The 22059-nt window shown below is 70.3% G+C and carries 19 protein-coding genes and 2 pseudogenes; 13 read left to right on the top strand and 8 right to left on the bottom strand.

The genetic code is table 11. The annotated features are described in order from the left end of the window. The first annotated feature begins 143 nt into the window (after positions 1-143). Together ACIBQ1_RS35835 and ACIBQ1_RS35830 are read left to right on the top strand one after the other, a co-directional pair. Positions 144-1067: an NADP-dependent oxidoreductase gene (locus ACIBQ1_RS35835; RefSeq protein ID WP_397283751.1), complete on the top strand. Its 924-nt coding sequence runs from the start codon at positions 144-146 to the stop codon at positions 1065-1067. 406 nt (positions 1068-1473) lie between these two features. After that, positions 1474-2481, top strand: a complete 1008-nt coding sequence (locus ACIBQ1_RS35830; RefSeq protein ID WP_397283750.1) for a GDSL-type esterase/lipase family protein — start codon at positions 1474-1476, stop codon at positions 2479-2481. 242 nt (positions 2482-2723) lie between these two features. Here ACIBQ1_RS35830 and ACIBQ1_RS35825 read toward each other — a convergent pair whose 3' ends face one another. From ACIBQ1_RS35825 to ACIBQ1_RS35810, 4 genes are all read right to left on the bottom strand, one after another. Continuing rightward, positions 2724-3542, bottom strand: coding sequence for an SDR family oxidoreductase (locus ACIBQ1_RS35825; RefSeq protein ID WP_397283749.1), 819 nt, complete (start codon positions 3540-3542; stop codon positions 2724-2726). After that, complete coding sequence (locus ACIBQ1_RS35820) at positions 3539-3736, bottom strand: ferredoxin (RefSeq protein WP_397283748.1); 198 nt, start codon at positions 3734-3736, stop codon at positions 3539-3541. Before ACIBQ1_RS35820 ends, ACIBQ1_RS35825 begins: the two co-directional genes overlap by 4 nt. 11 nt (positions 3737-3747) lie before the next feature. Continuing rightward, complete coding sequence (locus ACIBQ1_RS35815) at positions 3748-4965, bottom strand: cytochrome P450 (RefSeq protein ID WP_397283747.1); 1218 nt, start codon at positions 4963-4965, stop codon at positions 3748-3750. 136 nt (positions 4966-5101) lie between these two features. Continuing rightward, positions 5102-5839, bottom strand: coding sequence for a response regulator transcription factor (locus ACIBQ1_RS35810; RefSeq protein ID WP_397283745.1), 738 nt, complete (start codon positions 5837-5839; stop codon positions 5102-5104). A gap of 141 nt (positions 5840-5980) precedes the next feature. Here ACIBQ1_RS35810 and ACIBQ1_RS35805 point away from each other — a divergent pair, with 141 nt between their 5' ends. After that, the gene (locus ACIBQ1_RS35805) at positions 5981-6151 is read left to right on the top strand and encodes a hypothetical protein (RefSeq protein ID WP_397283744.1); all 171 of its coding nucleotides are present in this window, start codon (positions 5981-5983) and stop codon (positions 6149-6151) included. A 16-nt stretch (positions 6152-6167) separates the two neighbouring features. Here ACIBQ1_RS35805 and ACIBQ1_RS35800 read toward each other — a convergent pair whose 3' ends face one another. Continuing rightward, positions 6168-6674, bottom strand: coding sequence for a LysR family transcriptional regulator substrate-binding protein (locus tag ACIBQ1_RS35800; protein WP_397283743.1), 507 nt, complete (start codon positions 6672-6674; stop codon positions 6168-6170). Here ACIBQ1_RS35800 and ACIBQ1_RS35795 point away from each other — a divergent pair. The 3 genes and pseudogenes from ACIBQ1_RS35795 (at position 6643) to ACIBQ1_RS35785 (ending at position 9166) form a co-directional block, all read left to right on the top strand. Next, complete coding sequence (locus tag ACIBQ1_RS35795; protein WP_397283742.1) at positions 6643-7197, top strand: alpha/beta fold hydrolase; 555 nt, start codon at positions 6643-6645, stop codon at positions 7195-7197. The two genes, ACIBQ1_RS35800 and ACIBQ1_RS35795, sit on opposite strands and share 32 nt — an antisense overlap. A gap of 164 nt (positions 7198-7361) precedes the next feature. Next, positions 7362-8485: pseudogene (locus ACIBQ1_RS35790) on the top strand (amidohydrolase family protein); the annotation flags it as partial. Positions 8486-8497: 12 nt separating this feature from the next. Continuing rightward, positions 8498-9166, top strand: a complete 669-nt coding sequence (locus ACIBQ1_RS35785; RefSeq protein WP_397283871.1) for an ATP-binding protein — start codon at positions 8498-8500, stop codon at positions 9164-9166. A 62-nt stretch (positions 9167-9228) separates the two neighbouring features. On the opposite strand, the gene ACIBQ1_RS35780 is transcribed toward ACIBQ1_RS35785, so the two are convergent. Both ACIBQ1_RS35780 and ACIBQ1_RS35775 read right to left on the bottom strand, forming a co-directional pair. After that, on the bottom strand, positions 9229-9522 hold the full coding sequence (locus tag ACIBQ1_RS35780) for a hypothetical protein (protein WP_397283869.1): 294 nt from the start codon (positions 9520-9522) through the stop codon (positions 9229-9231). A gap of 49 nt (positions 9523-9571) precedes the next feature. After that, a pseudogene (locus ACIBQ1_RS35775) lies at positions 9572-9691 on the bottom strand (transcriptional regulator); the annotation flags it as partial. Between the two features lie 224 nt (positions 9692-9915). On the opposite strand from ACIBQ1_RS35775, the gene ACIBQ1_RS35770 reads away from it, so the two are divergent. The 7 genes from ACIBQ1_RS35770 to ACIBQ1_RS35740 all read left to right on the top strand — a co-directional run bounded on the left by ACIBQ1_RS35770 (position 9916) and on the right by ACIBQ1_RS35740 (position 19177). Continuing rightward, the gene (locus tag ACIBQ1_RS35770; protein WP_397283741.1) at positions 9916-10194 is read left to right on the top strand and encodes a hypothetical protein; all 279 of its coding nucleotides are present in this window, start codon (positions 9916-9918) and stop codon (positions 10192-10194) included. 5 nt (positions 10195-10199) lie between these two features. Next, positions 10200-11345, top strand: coding sequence for a hypothetical protein (locus tag ACIBQ1_RS35765; protein WP_397283740.1), 1146 nt, complete (start codon positions 10200-10202; stop codon positions 11343-11345). Between the two features lie 18 nt (positions 11346-11363). Then, positions 11364-11519 carry a hypothetical protein gene (locus ACIBQ1_RS35760; protein ID WP_397283739.1) on the top strand — a complete coding sequence of 52 codons (156 nt, stop codon included), beginning with the start codon at positions 11364-11366 and terminating at the stop codon, positions 11517-11519. Between the two features lie 64 nt (positions 11520-11583). Further along, entirely contained in the window at positions 11584-13059 is a 1476-nt protein-coding gene (locus ACIBQ1_RS35755) for a hypothetical protein (RefSeq protein ID WP_397283738.1), read from the top strand. Then, a complete protein-coding gene (locus tag ACIBQ1_RS35750; protein ID WP_397283736.1) occupies positions 13056-14702 on the top strand; it encodes an ABC transporter transmembrane domain-containing protein in 1647 nt (548 codons plus the stop codon). Before ACIBQ1_RS35755 ends, ACIBQ1_RS35750 begins: the two co-directional genes overlap by 4 nt. After that, the gene (locus ACIBQ1_RS35745; protein WP_397283735.1) at positions 14695-16446 is read left to right on the top strand and encodes an ABC transporter ATP-binding protein; all 1752 of its coding nucleotides are present in this window, start codon (positions 14695-14697) and stop codon (positions 16444-16446) included. The genes ACIBQ1_RS35750 and ACIBQ1_RS35745 overlap by 8 nt, the downstream gene beginning before the upstream one ends. Continuing rightward, positions 16439-19177: a thiopeptide-type bacteriocin biosynthesis protein gene (locus ACIBQ1_RS35740; protein ID WP_397283734.1), complete on the top strand. Its 2739-nt coding sequence runs from the start codon at positions 16439-16441 to the stop codon at positions 19175-19177. Before ACIBQ1_RS35745 ends, ACIBQ1_RS35740 begins: the two co-directional genes overlap by 8 nt. Here the strand turns inward: ACIBQ1_RS35740 and ACIBQ1_RS35735 are convergent. Then, a complete protein-coding gene (locus ACIBQ1_RS35735) occupies positions 19141-22011 on the bottom strand; it encodes a helix-turn-helix transcriptional regulator (protein WP_397283733.1) in 2871 nt (956 codons plus the stop codon). The two genes, ACIBQ1_RS35740 and ACIBQ1_RS35735, sit on opposite strands and share 37 nt — an antisense overlap. Positions 22012-22059: the final 48 nt, after the last annotated feature.

The following is a 22059-nucleotide window of genomic DNA, read 5'->3' as shown; positions in this document are numbered from 1 at the left end:
CTTCTTCCACCATGGCGGCATTGTGGACCAGACTCGACTCGCGCACAAGAAGTAACCAGCGCACAGAAAGTGCTGTTGCGATCCCGCGCGTCCCTTGGCGGCAGGCGGGCCACCACAGCTCCCGCGGAAATGGAGTGATCATCATGCGTACCATGGCTTTCACCGACTTCGGCGCCGGTCTGGAGGCCACCGAGTTGCCCGTGCCGGAACCGGGTCCGGGCGAGGTGCTGGTCCGGGTGCTGGCCTCCTCGGTCAACGGCTTCGACCTGGGCGTGCTCGGCGGCCATCTCAAGGGCGTCTTCGACCACGAGTTCCCGGTCGTCCTCGGCAAGGACTTCGCCGGCACCGTGGCGGCCGTCGGCGACGGCGTGAGCGGCCTGGCGCCGGGCGAGGACGTGTTCGGCGTGGTCATGCGCCCGTCCCTGGGCCAGGGCGGCTTCGCCGAGTACGTGGTGGTGAGCGGGCAGTACGGCCTGGCCAAGATCCCCGAAGGGCTCGACCACCCGCGCGCGGGTGTCCTGGGCCTGGCCGGGACCGCCGCGCTCAACGCCGTCGACGCCGTCGCCCCGCAGCCGGGGGAGACCGTCCTGATCTCGGGCGCGACCGGCGGCGTGGGCGCCTTCGCCGTCCAGCTGGCCGCCGCGCGCGGCGCCAGGGTGATCGCCACCGCCCGGCCCGGAGCCGAGGCCGCCTTCGTCACCGGCCTGGGCGCCGCCTGGGCCGTCGACCCCGCCGATCTGCCGACGCTGGTACGCGCGATCGCGCCGGGCGGGGTGGATGCCGCGCTGCACCTGGCGGGCGACGGCCCGGCGGTCGCCGCCCTGCTGGCCGACGGCGGGCGGCTGGCCTCAACCCTGCAGTACGCGCCCGACGAACCCGGACGGGACATCAAGGCCACGGCGGTGATGGCCGACCCGAACCCGGACACCCTGGCCAGGCTCGCCGCCGACGCGGCCGAGGGGCGCCTGCGCGTACCGGTGGCCCGCACCTACCCGCTGGCCGAGGCACCGCGCGCGATCACCGACTTCACCGCCGGAACCGTCGGCAAACTCGCCGTCACGATCTGAGCGGACGCCCTCGGCCACGGGCTCAGGGACGGGATGGGACGGGGCAGGGCGGGCAGGCACTCCCCAGAGTTTCCGCCAGGTGCTCGCGGAGCACACCGGCGAGCCGATCAGGGCCGTACGCGTTCGCGACCCCGGGGTCCTGCGCGGCGTCGGCGCCCGGCGACCGGACGAGGCGCTGCGGGGACACCGGTTCGGGCGCAGCCACGGCGGCCCGGCAAGTGGCCGATCGCCCCCGCCGGCGGGCTGCCGGCCTTCCCGGCGATGAACCTTTCACCGGGAACGCGCCGCTGACCTGCCCGGAGGCGGGCCGTCGGGGGCCGCGCGAACGATCTCGTTGACGATCGTTCATGACGTCGAGTCAACTGGTGCGGCTCGCCCTCATCGTCGCCCCCGAGATCGGACTCTCATGAGAACGCGGCTGCTGCTGAGCGCGCTCATCGTCGCCCTGGTCACGGCGATCACGCCGCGGGCCGAGGCGGCGCGGGGCGGCGGCTCCCCCACCGACCCCAACATCTCCTTCACCGGGCGCTGGGACGCCTCCGTCTCCACCGCGTACGTGCCGTACTGGGCGGGCGCCTACCTCACCACCGGCTTCACCGGCAGGACGGTCAGGCTGAGCCAGCGCAACACCATCGACCTGTACTACAGCATCGACGGCGGCGCCTGGGCCCACCTCCAGAACGTCCGGGGCACGGTCAACCTCACCCCGGCGCCGCTGGCCGCGGGGAACCACACCTTACGCGTCTCCTACCGGGTCGTCGCCGGGTCCTACCACGGCGACGCCGTCTTCCAGGGCCTCGTGCTCGACCCGGGGGCCACGACGTACGCGACCGCGGCCCCGCCCAAGCTGATCGAGTTCGTCGGCGACTCCATCACCGTCGGCACGACCACCTCCAAGAACGCCCTGACCGCCTACGGCTGGCTCATCGGCGAGCGCCTCGGGGCCAGGCACACCCAGATCGCCCAGGGCGGCGCCTGCCTGGTGGCGACCGCGGACGGCTGCGTCGGCCTGGAGGCCCGCTTCCCCAAGCTCAACCCCAACGCCGACACCCCGAGCTGGGACTTCTCCCGCTACCAGGCCAACGCGGTCGTGATCAACCTGGGCACCAACGACGTGGGCCACGGCGTGAGCACCACCACCTTCCAGACCTCCTACACCCACCTGCTGCAGGAGGTCAGGGCGGCGTACCCGGGGGCGGCGGTCTTCGCGCTGGAGACCTTCACCCGGCGGTACGCCGCGCAGACGCGGGCCGCGGTCGCCGCCCGCAACTCCGCGGGCGACGCCAACGTCTACTACGTCCCCACCGAGGGCTGGCTGACCAGCGCGAACATGTCCGACAACGTCCACCCGAACGACAGCGGCCACGTGGTCATCGCCGATCGCCTGGCACCGATCATCAGCGCCAGGCTCTGAGCCCGCACGGCGCCTCAGCCGTCGAAGCCGGCGTAGCAGGCGGCGGCCACGTCCTCGTCGCCGTGACCCCGGGCGACGGCCCGGTCGAGCCGTTCGGCTCCGGCTGCGGCGACGTCGTAGAGCATGGTGAGCACGACGTCGGCGTCGCGTACCGCGTCGGCGGGGTGCCGGCGACGTGCGCCCCCTCGGCGGCCAGCGCGGCGCGGTAGCCGTCGAGCCGGGCCCGGCCCGAGCCGTCGGGGCTATCGCGGGCGGTGCCAGCGCAGCCAGGCGGCCTGGCCGCCGTCGATGAGGAGGTCGGTGCCGGTGATGTAGAGCGATCCCGGGCCGGTCAGGAACGCCACCACCTCGGCGACCTCGGCGGGCGTGCCGGTGCGGCCGGCGCCGCAGGCGTCGAGCATCGCCATCATGTGCTCGCCGGAGGCCGACTCCGCCTCGGCCCTGGCCATCGCGGTGGAGATCACCCCGGGGCTGACCGTGTTGACGCGGGCGCCGCGCCGGTTCCACGCCAGGGCCGCGGCCTGGGCACGTACCTGGTTGCCGCGTTTGGCGAGGATGTACGCCGCCACCGGGTCCTCCCCCACCGTGGCGATCACGCCGAGGGAGAGCAGGTCGCCGCTGGGCGCCGTGGCCAGGGCCCGTTCGTCCTCGTGGCTCAGGCTCGCGTAGTGGCCGGCCATGCTGGCCACGCAGACCAGCGAGGTGTCCCGGGTGGCCACCGGCTCGAACGCGTCGATGACGTGCGCGGTGCCGGCCAGGTCCACCTCCATGATCTTCCGCACTGTGGAGGTGGCCGCGGAGACGCCGGCGGTGTGGACGACCGCGCCGATGCGCCCCTCTGCCGCCGCGGCGCCGGCCAGCTCGGCCACCGACCGGGCGTCGGAGACGTCGGTGAGCTGCCCCTTGGCGTCGTACCCCTCGGCGCGCAGATCGGCGACGGCCCGCTCCAGGGCGTCGGGGAAGGCGTCGGCCAGGATGAGCGTGCGGCCGCTGCCGATGCGCCGGGCGACGGCCGCGCCCATGCCGCCGGCGCCGGTGACCACCACGACGTCTCGGTTCACCGCTCCACCAGGCGGATCGCGGCGGCCGGGCAGACCGCCGCCGCCTCGCGTACCTCGTCGTGATGCTCCGGTCCTGGCTCGGTGTCCAGGACGATGGCCACGCCGTCGTCCTCGCGCTGGTCGAAGACGTCGGGGGCGATCATCGCGCACTGCCCGGCGGCCACGCACTTGGGTTCGTCGAACTCCACTCGCATCGTCATCTCCCTCACCACGTGACCGGCAGCGACTTGAGGCCGTACGCGACGCCTTCCATCGCGAACTCGACCTGCTTGAACGGCACCGCCAGAGCGAGGGTGGGCACCCGCCGGTAGAGGGTGCCGTAGACGACCTGCAGCTCCACCCGGGCCAGCGACTGGCCCAGGCACTGGTGGGCGCCGTAGCCGAAGGCGTGGTGCTGACGGGCGGGCCGGGTCAGGTCGAGGCGTTCGGAGTCGGGGAACTCCGCGGCGTCCCAGTTCGCGCCGGCCAGGTCGAAGATGACGCCGTCGCCGGCTTTGATGACCTTGCCGTGCAGGTCGATGTCCTCGTTCGCGATGCGCCGGATTCCGCTGTGCACGATGGTCAGATAGCGCAGCAGCTCCTCGACGGCGCCTGCCACGAACTTCGGGTCGTCGCCGTTCTCACGCAGCAGGGCCAGCTGCTCCGGGTTCCGCAGCAACGCGAGCGTGCCCAGCGAGATCATGTTGGCGCTGGTCTCGTGGCCGGCGATGAGGATGGCGTTGGCCATGGTGATGGCCTCCCCGCGGGTCATCTCCCCCGCCTTGACCCGGCCGGCCATCTCGGACAGCACGTCGTCGCCCGGCTCGGCCGTCTTCTGGTCGAACAGCGCGCTGAGGTATCCGCCCAGGATACGGCCGGCCTCCTGCGCCTGCTCGGGCGTCGACTCGTGGCTGACCAGCGTGTGGCTGTTGGTCTGGAACAGCTCGTGATCCTCGTACGGCGCGCCGAGGATCTCGGTGATGACCACGGTCGGCACCGGAAGCCCGAGCGCCTGGACGAGGTCGACCGGGTTCGGGCCGGCGAGCAGGTCGTCGATGAGGCCGTCGAGGACCTGCTGGATGCGGGGCCGCAGCGCCTCGACCCGTTTGACCATGAACGGCGCGTTGACGGTGCGGCGCAGGCGGGTGTGCTCCGGCGGATCCGTGTTGGTGATCAGCGCCGGGTGGTGCGGGGCGGACGCCGCGCGGCTGCGGGTCATGTGCGGGTAGCCGGGCCGCTTCTCGTCGATGCTCAGGCGCGGATCGTTGAGCAGCGCCCGCTGGTCGGCGTGCCGGGTGATGAACCAGGGCGTGCTGCCGTCCCAGATGCGCACCTTCCCCACCGGGTCTTCCCGGGTCATGGCGCGCACCGCGGGGGCGGGCGCGAAGGGACAGGCCGGCTCCCGGGTCATCGGGTAGTCGGGCACAGAGGTCGTTCCAGGCATGGGTCTCCTCAAGGGATCGTCGCCACGGTCCCGCAGGAGGGATCACCCGTGTGGCGCGAAGACGATAAACCCATGCAAACAGGCCAACCTGACGAGGCCCGGACAGTAACCTGACAAAAGCCGGACGTGACGCAGATCACACCTGGCCGGCTTCTCCCAGCCAGTAGCCGAAGCCGCGCCTGGTGTGGATCAGGGCCGGAGCGGTCTCGTCGACCTTCTGGCGCAGCCGCGACACCAGGCGCTCGATGGCGTTGACCCCCCTGGGCTCGTCCCACACGTGCAGCGCGAGCTGCTCCTTGGACAGGACGCGACCGGTGTTGAGCAGCAGCAGGCGAAGCAGCCGGTACTCGGCCGGGGTCACCTCCAGCCGCCGCTCGCCTCGCCACGCCTGGTAGACGATCTCGTCCAGGACGAGGTCACCGTGTCGCAACACGCACGGCCGCGGTGACGTCTGCCTGCCCCGCAGCAGCACCCGCACCCGAGCCAGGAGCTCGGCGTCCCGGCAGGGCTTGGTGACGTAGTCCTCCACCTCGATGCCCACCTCGGGCAGCAGCGGCTCCAGCGCGTCGCAGGTGGTCATGCAGATGACGGGTGGCCGCGCCACGAGGCGGGGCCGGTTGCGGGCGAGGTCGTGCAGGTCCGGAATGTCGACGTCGACGAGCAGCAGGTCGAAGTGCCGGTCGCCGAGCTCGGCCATCGCGGCGGCACCGGTCCCCACCGACGTGACGTGGTAGCCGGCCGCAGCGAGCCGCGCGGCGAGCGATTCGCGGGACTCCGGGTCCGGAACGATCAGGAGCAGGCGATGGCCATGCGGGGGCGCCTCCCGCTCCCTGACGTCGCCGTACGTGTGAAGGCTCTCTCCTCGGAACGACATCACCCTCCCCAAGTCGGCGGGCCCCCGCCCCCGGACAGGTTACGCCCTTGTGCGCTCCGCCACACCCGTCGATACCATGCAAACTCGCGTTAGCAACGCGCATTACCAAGCACACGAGACGAAAGGATCACGGCGGCCGCGATGAAGTACAGCAGGGTGTGGTTCTTCTGCCCGCCGCTCGCGCCGATCGCCTGGAAGAGCGGGGCGACCAGGGGCGCGACGCCCTGCGCGACCGTCGAGCCAGGGGCGGCCGGGGCGGAAGTGGGTGTGGAGGCCGGGCACGTACCGGGCCCGCCACATCGCGGGCTCTGACCGGGGGGGCGAACGATCAGGAGGACAGCGCGTCACGGATGACGGTCATCAGGTTGCGCTGCAAGGGAGACAGGCGCTTGTCGGCTCGCCACACGGTGAAGATCGGCAGGCGCGGCCGGGCATCGGCGATCCGGATCTCCTGCAGCGAGCCCCCGGCCAGATCCTCCGCGACTGACGCGCGGAAGAGCAGCGCGACCCCGAGCCCTGCCCGGACGGCGTGCTTGATCGCCTCCGGGTGGCCGAACTCGATGACCACGTTGCGGTCGGTGATGCCGAGTTCGGCGAACACCGCGTCCTCGATCTCCCGCCGGATGGAGGCGCGCGGCGTGGAGACGAAAGGGAGCGCGGCCAGCTCCTGCGCCGTGACCCGCGCGGCCGCGCCCGCCCTGCCGGTGAGGACGAGGTCCTGGTGGCCCACGAGCTCCCCGGTGAGGCCGCGGCCGTAGGGGATGCGCGGGGCGATGGGCACGGCCAGGTCGCACAGCCCGGAGGTGACGGCCTCCCTCCTGGACCACCTCGGCATCGAGACCGTCGCGCTGGGAGGCACGGGACTGGGCGGCACGGTGACGCTACGCGCCGCGCTGCACCATCCGCACCGGGTCCGTACCGCCATCGTGATCGGCGTCGAGGATATCGATGACGACCAGGCCAAGCAGGACGAGGCGGCCTTCCTCGACGCGTTCGCCGCCCGCGTGCTGAGCGACGGCATCGAAGCGGCCTGGGCGCCGATCCTCGATCAGTTCCCGCCCGTCGTCGGGGCCGTGGTGCGCGAGGCCATCCCACGCTCGGATCCGGCCAGCATCGCCGCGGCCGCGCACATCGGTCACGACCGCGCCTTCCGCGACGTCGGCGATCTGGCCGCCATCCGGTCGCCGACGCTGGTCATCCCGGGGACCGATCCACGGCATCCCACCGAAACAGCAGAGCAGGTCGCGCGAGTGCTGCAGGACGGCCACCTCGCCCCCGTCTCGATCTCCGCCGACCTGCTCTCCCTCGAGGATCTCGCCCCGGCCATCCGTGCCTTCCTGAACGGGGCGCGGCTCTGAACACGCTGCTGGTCCGTGGCGGCCACCTGCACACCGCCGATCCTGACGCGCGCACCTACCCCTGCGGATCCGTGCTGGCCGTCGACGGCCGGATCGTCGCGGTGGGCGACACCCGGACGGTGGACGAGACCGCGGCCGGGCTCGACCCGGAGGCACGCGCCGCCATGCGTACGCTCAACGCGAGCGGAATGCTGGTGCTGCCCGGCTTCGTCAACGCTCACTGGCACGAGGTGCTCGCCAGAGGCCTGTCCCAGTTCGGGCCCCGGCGGCGGCAGCCGGACCCTTGGAACGACCGCGCCGACGTGCCCGGCCCCTTCGCCGCCGGCGGCGACGTGCGGCTCCTGTCGACCATGTTCGACGACGCCTATTCCTTCGCCGAGGCGCTGGAACCCGAGGAAGCCCTGGCCGTGGCGGACCACTCGCTGCTCATCCAGCTCAAGAGCGGCACGACCGCCTTCGGCGATGTCGGCTCGATGAACAAGCCGGAAGCCCTCATCGCCGCCACCATACGGCTGGGCCTGCGGGGCGCGGTCGGCGTGTGGGCCGGCGACGGCGTGTGCGCGCCCGGCGAGACCCGCTTCCGCCGCACCCGAGAGGCCGCCGAAGTGCTGGAACGCATGGAAACGGTGCGACGCGCCGTGCAGGCGGAAGGCGACGGCCGCGTCCGCATGATGCCCTCGGCCATCTACACCGCCAACATGAGCGACGAACTCGGCCACGGCCTGGCCGCCTTCGCCGACCGCCACAGGTTGCCGTTCGCCACCCACGTGGCCGCGCTTCCCGGCGAGGCCGAGGTCCTGCGCCGCTACCTCGGCACCACCCCGGTGCGCCGCCTGGCCGACCTGGGGCTGCTCAACGACCGCCTGATCGCCGTGCACTGCGCCTGGCCGGACGAGGAGGAGCAGGCCATGCTGCTCCGCGCGCGCGTCCACCTCAACCACTCGCCGGCCAAGTACGGCACCACCGGCGAGTCGCCGATGTCCGGCACCCGGACGTTGCTCCGGCTGGCCCGAGCGGGTCTGGAACTGTCGCTGTCCACCGACGGCGACGGCCATCCGATCGGCGGCATGCCCGAGGCCATGCGCCAGGCCTGGCTCATGCACAACGAACTGTGGTCGGACAACACCGCGGTCGTCCCTCCACCGCGCTGGCCATGGCCACCCGGATCGCCGCCGGCGCGCTGGGCTGGGAGCGGGAGATCGGCAGCCTGCAGGTGGGCAAGCGGGCCGACCTGGTCCTGGTCCGCATCGACGACTGGCGCTACCTGCTGCGCCCTCGGCCGCTGGAGGGCTTTCTCCTGATGGGCGGCTCCACCGACATCGACACCGTCGTCGTGGACGGCCGGGTGCTGGTGGAAGGCGGGCACGTGACCCACGTGTCAGAGTCCGCCGTGCGGGAGCGATTCATCGACGCGGCCCGCCAGATCGCCGAGCGCGTCTTCCACGTCGACCGCCTGCAGGCCATCGCCACCGACCTGCTCCTGCTCGCCGGCCTCGAATCGACCCCGGCCACGGCACGCAAGAACGTAGACCTGGCGGATCTGACCCGTTCCGAACTCGACCGTCGCGCCGACCCCATCCCCATCCGGACCAACCTGCAGAACGGCGTCACCGTGGACGGCACACCGGTCCAGCTCGCCCGCTTGCTGACCAACCTCCTGGACAACGCGCAACGCCACGCCGGTGAACGGGTCGAGGTGGAGGTGAGCCGCCACAACGGTCAGGCGCTCCTGGCCGTCAGCGACGACGGCCCCGGCGTCCCCGAACCCGACCGCCAGCGCATCTTCGAACGCTTCACCCGCCTGGACACCGCCCGCAGCCGGCACCACGGCGGCACCGGCCTTGGCCTGGCCATCGCCAGGGACATCGCACACGCCCACTCCGGCACCATCACCGTCCGCGACTCCACCCAAGGCGGCGCCTGCTTCGAGGTACGCCTCCCCCTCTCCGCCGATCCCCCCGTCGGCTGAGTCCCGCACGCACTCCTCACCCTGACACCACCACCCGGGCCCGCGCGTCGGGGCGCCGGCTTTCAGCGGCGGGCAGGGGCGGCGGGCACGAAGTCCTCGTGGCCGAGCACGCGCAGCAGGCTCAGGTGGTCGATCGCGGAGGTTCCCGGCGCGGGGGTGAAAATGACGAGCCGCTGGTCCTCGGCGGGACTGAGCAGGGTCTCACAGTGCAGGTCGATGGGGCCGACAGCGGAATGGGCCAGCCGCATCCGGCTGGAGCGCCGGACCGCCACCTCGTGCAGGTCCCACAGCCTGTCGAACTCCTCGCTCGCGGCCCGGAGCCGCCCGACCAGGCGAGGTGGAGGGTTCGTCGCCACCGCGGCGGGCGTAGGAGGCGCGCAGGTCGGCGACGTGGCCCCGGCTGAGCTCGTCACGCTCGCCCGGCTGGAACGCCTGGCGCATCGCAGGGTCGGTGAACCACCGCCAGATGAAGTTGCGGTCCTGTCCCCGAATCGCGCAGATGCATCCGAGCAGCGCCTCTGCCATCGGGTTACGGGCGAGTAGTCGGCCGACATACCCGCGAGCTGCCGGATCAAAATATAAGCACTGCCGCACAATATTTACGATCCCATGAAAACAGGAGCGTCCACTCCAAATCCGGCATGGATTACTCACAGGCCCGAGTGGACAGCAGCAAATCCCCTTGTCAGCCAATCGACGACATTGCTATGGTCGGTAGCCGGGGATGAACTGCGACCTTCGGGAATCACATGGCCGATTCTGTTATTCGCCGGACCATGGGCTGGGAGTTGGAACGCTTCGCCGATCTGACGGGCGCCTTCATATTCGTTCGCGAACCCGTCGCCACATTGATCGTCGACAGATTCAAGCTCTATTTGCTGGAGATCTGCGACGGCCAGACCGCAGCGGCGACGGCGGCGCGCGTCTCGCACCTCATGCCCGCGGTCGGCATCGATCAGTGCAATGCCCTGGTGAACGAGCAACTACGTCAACTCGCGGCCCACGATCTCATTTCCCTGGAAGGGTAGCACCGATGCGACAATCGGCCGTTGAGGCAGCGACGACGGTTTCGGAGGTGGAAGGCCATCTGGCCACAGGAATGTTCGGTGACGGCGACAATGCCGACCGGACGGCCGATGTCTATTACCACGGGCTCGGCAGGCTGTGCGCTGATGTGACTCAGCTCGATCGGGAGGCGCTCGACGCCCGTGCGGCCCCTCAGCTTGAGGCCCTGCGCCGGGGTGCTCTGGATCTCGCGCTCCGCGAATTCCAGGCGGGGCGAAAGGAAGCCGCTCACGCTGCCGTCAACGATTTCCTGATCATCGCAGCCGGCAGCGACGGGGAGCTCGCCGCCGACGAGCCGCGGTCCCGGCATCTCCGTCCGCGCGTATGCCGCGCCATGCGGGGCACCCGCGCCGGCGAGGAGGTCCTGTCCCGCTGGAACACCCAGACCGTCGCGGATGGCGAAAACCTTCTGGTGGAGGCCGTCGAGGTCGGAGATGACCTGGAGAGGGCCGCCGACGAGGCGATGGACCTGCTCGCCGAAGCTCTGCCCGTGGTCGCTCCCGACGTCATGCGGTGCGCCTATGGTCTCGTGCCGCTCACCGGAGCGATCATCAGCGGGCACTTCGCCCAGACGCCCAAGCTGATTTTCGTCAATGTGTCCGCGCTGCGGAATGTCCACGACGCCGCCGAGTCGATCTTGCACGAGTCGCTCCACCAGAAGCTCTTCGACATCGGGCTTGCCCGCACGATCTTCCGGCCGGGCTACGTGGACGCGGAGAGTCACACCGTTCCCATTCCCTGGAGCGGGGCTGAACTGAGAGTCCGCCAGTTCAGCGCCGATCGCGCCATCAGCGCCTACCACGTGTACGTGCACCAGACGCTGCTCTACCTGGCATTGCTGACCCGCCATAGCGCTTGTGCCGAACCGGACCCGGAGATCCTGCACAGAACCGCGGTCGCCTGGGCGCGGGCTCGCGAGTTCGGACGAGGCCTGCACGGAGATGGCGCCCAGGCCGAACTCGGCGAGGACGGGCTGGCCTTCCTCCACTGGCTGGACAGGGCGCACGACGCCCTCGGAGCCGTCGTGCTGCCCGACGGCTCCGCGCTTGCCGGCCATGAAGGGAGTTACGCCTCGTCCGCTTACAGACGACCCGCGGCGTCCGCCACGGGTTAGCCAAGAAAGGGGAGCCAAATGACTGCGATCGAGCTGCTGGAGAAGGATCTGGCCGACTTGTTCGCCGACGTGGAATCGCTCGACATCCGGGAAACCCCCGTGGTCGGCACCGAGATCCGCGAGATCCGCGACGACCTCACGATCCTGGCGATGAACAAGCCGAAGACCAACTGACTCCTTCCTGCGTGCCCGGCCGCCACGGCGGCGGGGCACGCCTGTTCATCATCAAGCGGGATTGATGGATGATTTCTTGGCGGTTGAGCAGAACCTGCTCGCCGAGCTGGTCCGGGAGCTGATGGAGCTGCCTCACGAGGACCTGCCGGACTGGCGGTCACTTCACCACCGGCTCGCGGGCGTCGACGTCACCCGTGGCATCCTGGCCGAGCACGAGCTCGACAAAGCCGCGGAAACACTCAGGTCGCTCCTGCTGAGACGCGCGCACGCGATGAGCGAACAGAGATTCCGCTCTCCCGACACGATGCTCAGAACCGTACTGCCCAGCGGGTGCGAGCTCGACCACAGTTATGAACGGAACATGACGGCTTCTCACCTGGAGGCGCGCCTGACCGCTGCCGTGACGGAGCATGTTCCCGCCGGCTGGGCGCTGGAGAGCGTTGCCTTCTCCAGCGGAATGGCCGCACTCACCCATGTGCTGCAATCGCTCATTCATATGATGCACCCGGCCGAGGCGCACCCGTTGAAAATCGCATACTGGGGTGACTACTTCGAGACCGACCTCCTCCTGGAATACCTTTCGTCGTCCGCTGTCTCTCACGAGAAGATCCCGCCGTCGGCGTTGACGGACCCAGCCTCGTTTTCCGGCGCCGACGTCCTCCTCGTCGAGCCGGTTCGCTACAGCCGCGCTCTGGACGTTCTGCCACTGCGGCGGTGGCTGCGCGCCTGGGCGGAAGATTCGGCTCGCCCCCGGGTGGTGATAGCGGATACCACGCTGATCTCCCCGGCCTGGCCGATGCGGCAGGTGCTGGAGGCGATGGCGGGTCGTGACGCTGTCACGTTCATCGAAGTGCGCTCGGCGCTCAAACTCGACCAGCAGGGGCTGGAGCTGGCCAATCTCGGCGTCGCCCATGTCCTCCATCACCAAGGGACGGTCGGTGGGGTGCCGCGGGCGGGCGAACTGGCGAAGGTGCTGCGACTGGTGCGTGGGGTGACCGGCGCCGGGCCGAGCGCCGCCGATCTCGCGGCACTGGACGCTCCCTTCCTGTTTCGCCCAGCCTGGCATCGACGGCACGCGGGCCAGGTGTACGCCAACAACCGGTACCTCGCCGAGAGGCTGGCAGCGGTCAGCGGCGTGTTCAGCTCAGTGGTTCACCCCTCGCTCGCCGCGGAGAACGACCTCATCCGCGACGCCCCGTTCGTCATCATCGAATTGGCCGAGGACAGCGTCGCCAACCACGGGTTCGTCCTGGGGGTGCTGCGCCACGCGGCCGCCGCCCGAGGGATCCGTCTCGTCCACGGCGCGAGCTTCGGTTTCCGATCGCACCGGTTCGACGCGGTCATCCCACGTGTCAGCCGACCGCGCGGTCTGCTCAAATTCGCCGCGGGATCACGAAGGGGACCATTCCTCGACGCCGCGGCCGACCTCCTCGTCGAGATCGGCCGCGTCTCCGGAATGGATGCCTTGCGAGCGCTTTATCCGGACGTGAAGGAGATCCCCCTCCTACCCCCTGAGGCGGACGCCGAGGAGCAGTTGTGAACCACCTTGCGCTGTCGGACCCCATTCGGGAGAACAAGGGGACCGTCGGTCTTCTGGTCGGGCTGGCCATGGTGCAGTGGGGCGCGGAAGCGCTGATCCCATGGTCGCTGGGCAGAATTCTCGCGATTCTGATCGACCCGGCCTCCCGCGGCCTCGTGGGCTCGATCGCGCTCTTGGCAACGCTGGCGGCGGCCACGATCGCCGCATCGATCACCCGTTACGTCGTGGCGGCCAAGCTGAAGATCCGGGTGTCGTTCGACTTGACGGCCCGTTTGGGCGATCGGGTCACCCGAGGGGTGCAGGGCTCCACGGGCGAGCTGGGCACCTCGGTCAACTCCGATACCGACGCCATCGGAGGCTTCCCGAACGCCATCGCACGGTTGCTCGGTTCGATCGCCGCGATGGCGGTGATCGCCACGTACCTGCTCGCGGAGTCCCTGGCGCTCGGCGGGGCCGTCCTGCTCGGCGTCGTGCTGGTCTCCCTCCTCACCACAAGGATCGCGGTGCCGCTAGAGGGCCGGCAACGCGCCCACAGGAAACTCCTCGGCAGGCTGAACGAATTGGGGGTCGACCTCGCGGGAGGGCTGCGGATGCTGCGTGGTCTCGGGGCGCAGGCCACCTTCGAGGAGCACTACCGGGGCGTATCGAAGCAGACGCTCCGAGCGGGCGTCGCGGTGGGAGGCACCCAAGCGCTGCTGTCGGCCTCCGCCGTCTTCCTGCCGAACCTGCTGCTCGTCCTGGTCACCTGGGCCGGCGGGCGACTGGCGCTGAGCGGCGAGATCGAACCGGGCACGCTGGTCGCGTTCTGCGCCGCAGCGGTGTTCCTGGTCGAGCCTGTCGGATCGGTCGCGGACTTCGTGACGACCCGGGCCGGGGCATTGGTCGCGACAGAGAACTACAACGCCTGCCTGGGAGGCCCCGACCGGGAGCGGCCTGGCGTGGACGAGCCGGGCGTGCTCACGGGTGAACTGACCACACCTCGCACGGGAATCGTGGTCCGGCCGGGAGAGCTGGTCGTCGTCATTCCCGATTCACCGGCCGACGAGACGCGGATCGCGGAACACCTGGCAGGGCTGCGAGCCGATGATCCCGCCTGGCGAGCCTCGATCGGCGGCACCGCACTGGCCGAAGCCCCTCGCTCCGATGTACGCAGGACGGTGCTCTATCACGGCGCGCAGCCGTTCCTCTTCTCCGGAACCATCCGTGAGGCCGTTGAACCGACCGGTGGTCTCAGTGATGACGAAGTGCTGGAGGCCCTGCGCACAGCCGTCTGCGACGACATGCTGACCATGAGCTCCGCGGGCCTGGACCTGACAGTGGGGCCGCGGGCGCGCAACCTGTCGGGCGGTCAGCGCCAACGGCTGGCTCTCGCCGCCGCTCTCGCACGTCAGAGCCCCTATCTGGTCATGGTACGGCCGACCGAGGCACTGGACAGCGCCACCGAGCAGGAGGTCGCGTCGCGCCTGCGCTCCTTCCGGCAGAAATCGGGCACCGTGGTGCTGACCCGGAGCCCGGCGTTCCTGGAGCTCGCCGATCGGGTGCTCTACCTGCAACGCGACCTCGTCAGCGGAACCCACCGCCAACTGCTCACGACCTGCGCCACCTACCGAGCTGTGGTCGCACGGGAGATCCAGGATGTCTGACGCCACCCTGCCGACAGCCGACAACGCGACGATCCGCGCCGAAGTCCGGCGGCTGCTGAGGTCCAACCGCGGCACCCTGAAAGCCGTCGTCTGCCTCTACCTTGTGGCGGTGGCCGCCGGGCTGGTACCGCCGGTGCTGCTCGGCGGCGTCGTCGACGGCATCGCGCACAAGTCGCCAGGATTTCCACTCGACCTCGCCGTCGCGGGAATCGCGGCGTGCGTCCTGCTCCAGGGCGTCCTGGTGTTCTTCGCCAGGAAGTCGGCCTTCAGGCTGGGCGAGAGAGTGTTCGCCGAGCTGCGCGAGACGTTCGTCAGCCGCATCCTGCGAATGCCGTTGCAGCAGGTCGAGAGCGTGGGGACGGGTGAGATCCTCTCCCGGTCCACCAAGGACATGGAGGTCATCCATGAGATCGTGAGATCCGGGTTGCCGGAGACGGTGGCCGCGCTGCTCACCCTGGTGCTCACGGTGACCGCTTCCTTCGTGGCCAACCCTCTGCTGGGCTGGACGGTGCTGGTCGGTGTTCCGATCATCGTGGTGGCGACGCGTAGGTATGCCAAGCGGCTCCGGAAGGCCTACGGGAGCGAGCTCGCCGCCCGGTCACGGCTCTCGACCCTGGTGCTGGAGACCGCGCAGGGCGCGCAGGTGGTGGAGGCGTTCGACCTTGGCGGCCGGCGTGGTCGATTGATCGCCTCCGGCGTGGCCGAGGCCAGGCAAGCTTCTGTCACCCCTGTTGATCTGTCCGCCCGGTGGTTTCCCCTCGTGCAGATCGGCTATTTCCTGCCGCTGGTCGTCACCGCCGGCGTCGGGGCGTGGCTGGTCAGCATCGGGCTGGCGGATGTCGGTGAGGTGACGACCGTTGTCCTCTACACGCAAGCCCTGATCGGGCCGCTCGACGACCTCGCCGACTGGTTCGACGAGTTTCAGATCGGCTCGGCCGGGCTGGCCAGAATCGTCGGAGTGCCCGAGACGCCGCGGGAGATCGAGGAGTCCGGCCCCGAACCGATCGACCGATCGGTAGTGGTGGAAGGCGTGACCTTCGCCTACGAGCCGGGCCGTCCCGTGGTCGAGGACGCCCACCTGCGCATCGAACACGGCACAAGATCGGCGGTCGTGGGCCCGTCGGGGGCGGGCAAAACCACCCTGGCTCTGCTCATGGCCGGAGTCCAGCCCGCGTCACAGGGACGCATTCTGGTCGGCGGCACCGACATCGCCGGTTTCCCGCCAAGCGTTCTGCGCCGTCACATCGCGCTGGTCACCCAGGAAGACCACGTCTTCAAACGAAGCGCCGCAGCCAACCTACGCCTGTTCATGCCTGCAGCCACCGACGAGCAGGTGACCGCCGCTCTGGAAGCCACCGGCGCGATGTCCTGGATCTCGCAGCTGGACGGAGGCATCGACGCCGAGTTGGGAGAAGAGGCGTATGTCCCGACTCCGGCGGAGTCTCAGCAACTCGCCCTGGCCCGAATCCTGCTGAATCCCCCGGCGATCCTGATTCTCGACGAGGCCACCTCCGCGCTCCCCAGAACGACGCGGCGGCGGCTGGACGACGTGCTCCGCCGCTCACTCCATGGCCACACGGTCATCCAGATCGCTCACAAACTGGACACGGCCGCCCGGGCGGACCAGATCATCGCCATGTCGCGCGGCCGTATCTCCGAGGTGGGCTCCCATGACGAGCTGCTCCGCCGCGACGACATCTACGCGAGGTTGTGGCGGGTCTGGCAGGGTACGCCGAATGCCTGAGCGAGAAGCGTGGTCGGCGCTGCCGCTCGTGATGGTCCGCATGCCCGTCCTGCCGTACGACGCGCCGGACCGCAGCCACGGGGCGGATCCCGTCATCCGGCTGTGGTCGAACGCCGTCCTGGCCGAGGCTGTCTGGGTGGCCAACCCGCGCTTCGCCGGCCGCCTGGACCTCTACGCGTCGGGAGCCTGGCAGCCTGGTCCCGAGGCCCGTCAGCGGATGCTGCGGACCCTCCTCAAGTACGTCAACCGGATGAGCCATCGTCCCACGCCCTTCGGTCTGTTCGCCGCCACGGGCTTCACCACCTGGGGCGCGGACCAGGACGAGATCCGCCCACGCGCCTTCACCAAGAGGGTCAGACTGGACGCCACCGTGGCGTGCCGTCTCGCCGACAGCACCGCTGCCACGGTCGAGGTGAACCCGAGCCGGCGGGTGACCGCCCGGCGGATCCTGTTCGCACCGCCCGGTGACAAGGTGACCATGCGTTCGGTGCGACGGCTGCCCATCGTCGACACGATCTGCGACTACTGCGCCGAGCCACGTGACATCGACTCTGTTGTCGAACTGGTGCACGTCACGGACCCGGGGATCCTCGATCCTCGCGCCCTTGTCAGCCGGCTGCGGGAGGGCGGGTTGCTGGTGAGCTCTGCCCGTCGGCCCGCGCCCCATGAGTTGGGCTACCGGACTCCCCTGCTGCGTCAGCTTGAGCGCTCCCCTCTCGGGGAGGGGATCGACGCGGTCAAGAAGACGACTGAGACCTTCGACCGGCGGGACGCCCGCGCGTGCCTGGCCGTGGATCTGGCCATGTCCGTGGACGGCCGAGCTCCGAACGCCCTGAAGCACGCCCTGCTCGCGGCCATGCCCACCCTCCTGCGATTGGCCATGGCGCAGGAGCCGGACCCGTGGATCGCCGACTTCGCGGAGAGGTTCGAACGACGTTACGGGCATGAGGAGGTCCCCTTCGAGCGGGTGCTGGACGAGGAACGGCCACCGGCACCGGTCGTGGCCGATTCCCCGCGACTGACAGCACTCCGGGCTGCCCTGATCCGGCGTGCGGCGGCGAACAGGGTCTCGATCGTTCCGGAGGACGTCGCCACCCTGCCCGTCCTGAGCCGGGCCGCCGTGTCGTACGACGTCTTCGTCCAGCGAACCAGGACGGGCGATCCTCGGGACCCGGGCTGGGCGCTGGGGCCACGGGGATTGGCCGGCCCCGGCGGCCGGGCCTTTTCCCGCTTCGCCGGACTGGACCCGCGGGTGGAGGAGCATGTCGCGGCGGCGGTGCGTCGTGAGGGTTCGGAGGCGCTTTTCCTGGCCATCGACTATTGGCAGGACGCCTTGCGGAACCTCGCCACCGGCTGTTCTCCGTACGAAGGGCTGCTCGCCTGGTCGTCGGCTCCCTCCACCGCGGATCGGCTCGTGGCACGACCCGCCGACCTGGTGGTCGGCGTCTCGGACGGCGTGCCGTACCTGCGGTCGCGGACCGACGGGCGCAAGGTCGTCGCGCGTACCCACCACCTGGTCAATACCGGCGATGCGCCTCCGCTACTGGATTTCGCCCATCGGGTGTCCGCCTTCGGCACTGCCGTTCCCGGCTGGGACTGGGGCGCCCTGCCCGCGACGAACAGCGCGCTGCCGCGGGTGGAGATCGGCGACCTGGTCATCTCCCCGGCCAGGTGGCGCATCGACGAAGCGCTCGGCGGTCCGCCGATGCCCAGGTACGTGCATGTCGGGGAGGGCGATACCCGGCTTCTGCTCGACCTTGAGAACCCCCTGCACCTGGACCTCCTCGCGGACGAAAGCCGCCGTGGACGTGAATGGGTCGAGGAGTCCCTTGTCAGCGAGATGACGGACCGCCCCGTCGAGTTCGTCGCCACCATGGTCAACACGGAATATCCCCGCACACCGGCGGAGGTCTCCGAGGTGACCGAGCCGGTCATGCGCCTTCCTGGCGACCGGTGGTGGGCCTTCCACATCGTCGTGGATCCCGATGACGAGGACGAGGTGGTCCGCGTCCTCGGTAACCATCTTGAGCGCCGGGGGGCGCGGTGGTTCTTCGTCCGGTACGACGATCCCGTCCGGCATCTCCGCATCAGGATCCGGAGCGAAGACGCGAATGTCGTCGAAATGAGTCAGGTGCTTCGGGTATTGGCCGGCAGGGATCTCGTGACCAGCTTCTCCATCGAGCCCTACCGCCCGGAGACCCGCCGATACGGGGGTGCCGCAAGCCTGGAAGCCTGCGAACGCTCCTTCTGCGAAGACAGCAGATCCGCGCTCGCCTGCCTCAGGCCACTCCGGCAGGCACAACAGGACAGGGCCTTGCTGGCGGCCGCCTTGACCCATCTCTATCTCGGCTCTTTGCGCGCTCCCGCTGGTGTCGTCACCGAGGTGCTGACCCGCATGAGCGCGGGGCCGCCGGCGCGGAAGGTGTCACGACGACGTGCGCATGAGGCCCGCAAGGAGCTCATGAACGTGCTGACGGAGGGGCGAGCACCCTGGCTCACGCAAATTCGAGGGTCGTATGAAATGCACACGGCGGACAACCTCTCGGATTTGGCCGGCAATATCGGCATAGTCCGCAGCCTGACCCATGTGCATCTGAACAGACGCGGCATAATGCCGGCCGATGAGCAATTGGGAGCCCTGTGGCTGCTGGAGACTCGACGACCGCTGAGGTCTGCCGCCGCCGGGAACGAGGGTCAGTCGCGAAGTTCCGGGTTCGCCGCCGGCCCCTGAGGCGGTTGTTCGGCGGCGTTGCGGGCCAGTTCCACCCGAGAGGCGATGCCGAGTTTGCGGAAGACCTGGCGCAGGTGAAACGAGACCGTGTGGGGAGACAGGAACATCTGGGTGGCCACCTGACGGTTCGTGAGTCCCTGTGCGACGAGCGTCGCGACGCTGCGTTCGGTGTCGGTGAGGCTGTCCCATCCCGTGCCGGGCCGGTCCGCGTAGCTCCAGTGGCGGCGGCGTACGCCCAGCTTCCTCAGCCGGGCGCGCACCCTGGCCGCGTCCCGCGGTGCGCCGATCTTCAGGTAGGCGTCAGCCGCCTCCTCGAACCTGGCGATCGCGCCCTTTCTGTCGCCGCCGCGGGCCTCGTCCGACGCGCCGGCGATCAGCAGGACTCCCAGGTCCTCCGCGGCGGAGGCGGCGCCCCACGGGTCGCTGTGGTGTGCTGCCGCCTGGACCAGCGCGGTGGCGTCCCCGTGGAGGATGCCGTGCGCATGGGCGGCCGCGGCGGCGAGAGCGGGGAAACCGGGGTTGTCGTGCGCGATCTGCCGGGCCGTCTCCACGGTACGCGCGGCGGCCGAGCGGCGCCCGGCGGCCAGCGCGGTACGGGTCATCCAGGCCGCCGCGTTCGGCTCCAGCATGAGCATCCAACGCCGCTTCCTGATGTCCTCGTAGCAGCTGCCGAGCGCTTCCATCGCCCGCTCGGGCCCGCTCTGGGCCTCGTGGACCAGCGCGCCGGCCCACGTGCCCCAGACGGACCCGTACATCGAGCCGTGCGCCTCCCGCTGCTTGGTCTCGAAGCGCTCGATGTGTCGCGCGGCCGTCTCCACGTTGCCTCGACGCAGCTCGACGATGGCCAGGACCGCCAGCCCGAGCAGCACGTACGCGTACGCGCCCATCTCGTCGGCGGCCTTCAACCCCACCTCGGCCTCCGCGGCGGCATCGTCGGGGCGGCCGGTGGCCAGCGACAGGCAGGCCCGGAAGAACGCCGGGCTGGCGACGTGGGTGGTCGGTCCATAGGCGTCGAAGTCCGCGGCGGCGGCCCGGATGACGCTCTCGGCCTCGGCGTACCGTCCCACGCCGAAGAGGCAGCGGACCAGGAACAGTCGCGGGTGGGCGCGCCGGGCGGCGACGGATCCGGTGCTCGCGATGCGTATGGCCTCGTGGACGTCGCGAAACGCGTCGGCTGCGCGTGCTTCCTCCCAGGCGATGTGCGCGCTGAGCAGTAGCGCTCCGACCAGCGCGGTGTCCCGGTGGCCTGCGCGGTCGGCGAGGACCGCGTTCGCCCGTGGCCGTCCGCGTCCGAAGTCGTGCAGTCCCAGCAGACCGTGGAACACCGCGAGCTCGGCTCTGCCCCGCAGCTCGTCGTTCAGGTCGGGCTGCGCGAGCAGCCCCTCGGCCTCGGCCACCGCCTCCGCCACTCGGCCGCTCTGCAGCAGGACCGACACCAGCTCACATCGCATGCGATCGGTCCACGGTCCGGGCGGCGCCCGCCGCAGCGCCGCCCGCGCGGATTCGATCGCTTCAGCGAGCCGTCCCGCGGCCGTCAGCGCCTCCACCGCCGTCGCCGTACGGGCGAGGAGGTCGGAATCGGCCGGGGCGGTGAGCTCGAGCGCCCGGACGGCGAGGTCCACCGCGGACGGCGGCGAGTAGGGCAGCACCGCCCGCGCCGCCCGGTCCAGCCCGTCGAGCGCCCGGGTGTCACCGGCCCTGGCACAGCGCATGAAGTGCCCGGCGGCGGGCACGACCGCGCCGCGTTGCAGCAGCATGAATCCGGCCTGTCGCTGCAGTGCCGTGCGCACGGGATCGGAGATCATGTCCGTCACGACCTGCCACAGCAGATCGTGCCGGAACGTCAGCCGGTCCACCGCGGGCACGACGATACCCGCGCGGACCGCCTCGGCGAGCCCCGGCAGCAGTCCGTCGACCGGCTCACCGAGCATCTCGGCCAGATCGTCCACGGAGAACGAGCGGCCCAGGACCCCGGCCACCTGAAGCAACTGCCGGGTCGACGCGGACAAGCTCATCAGCGGGCTTCGCGCGCTCACCTGAACGCGTGCCGCCGAGGTCAGCCGCGCGCTGCCCGCGACGATCTCGACCACGCCCTCAAGCTTGCACGTCCTCAGCAGCTCGACGAGCAGGAACGGGTTTCCCTTCGCTTCTGCCGCCATCTCCACGATGTCCGGCCCGGGCGGCGCGCCGAAGATGTCGGCGACGATCTCGGCCACCGCCAGGTCGTCCAACGGCCCGAGGACGACGCGGTCGGCGCCCTCCTGCTCCAGCAGTTCGTACAGCCCGTCCACGCCCGAATCGCCCATCCCGCTGGTGCGGGCCAGAATCCACCCGAGCGGATACGAGGAGAGTTCCGGCAGCAGCGACCGGAGCACCAGTTGGGTGGTCGGATCGGCCCAGTGCAGGTCGTCGAGGGTGATCAGCAGCGGGCCCCGCCCCGCCCGCTCTTCCAGAAGGGCGCGCAGCCGCTCCACCAGCGAAAGTCGAAGATCGGCCGCGTCGGCGCACGGCTCCGGCATCGTCGCGGGCTCCGGTGACGTGAGCGCCGGCTCGTCGAACGCCGTCGCCAGCAGTGCCAGGGGCGCCAGGCGGCCGAGTTCCTCGGCCGCGCCGTGGGCGACCGCGATCTCTGTCCGTGCGGCGGCTTCGGTGGCCCTGTGGAGCAGCTGGGTCTTGCCCATTCCCGACCGGCCCTCGACCAGGACCATGGAGCCCCGGCCGGTCTCGATGGCCTGGAGGAGCTCGGCGACGGGGCGCCATTCACGGGCTCGGCCACGCCAGCCGGGCCGGGACAACGCGTCGGCGATATGCGGGTGGTTTCCCTTCCGTTTCATCACCATATATACATCAGACATCGGGCCCAGGTACGCGCGCAACATTAC

This window comes from Nonomuraea sp. NPDC050153 (genome assembly GCF_044460125.1).
Classification (GTDB): Bacteria; Actinomycetota; Actinomycetes; order Streptosporangiales; family Streptosporangiaceae; genus Nonomuraea.
Note: the sequence above shows the minus strand (reverse complement) of the source record. Positions and strands in the feature narration are given on the sequence as shown.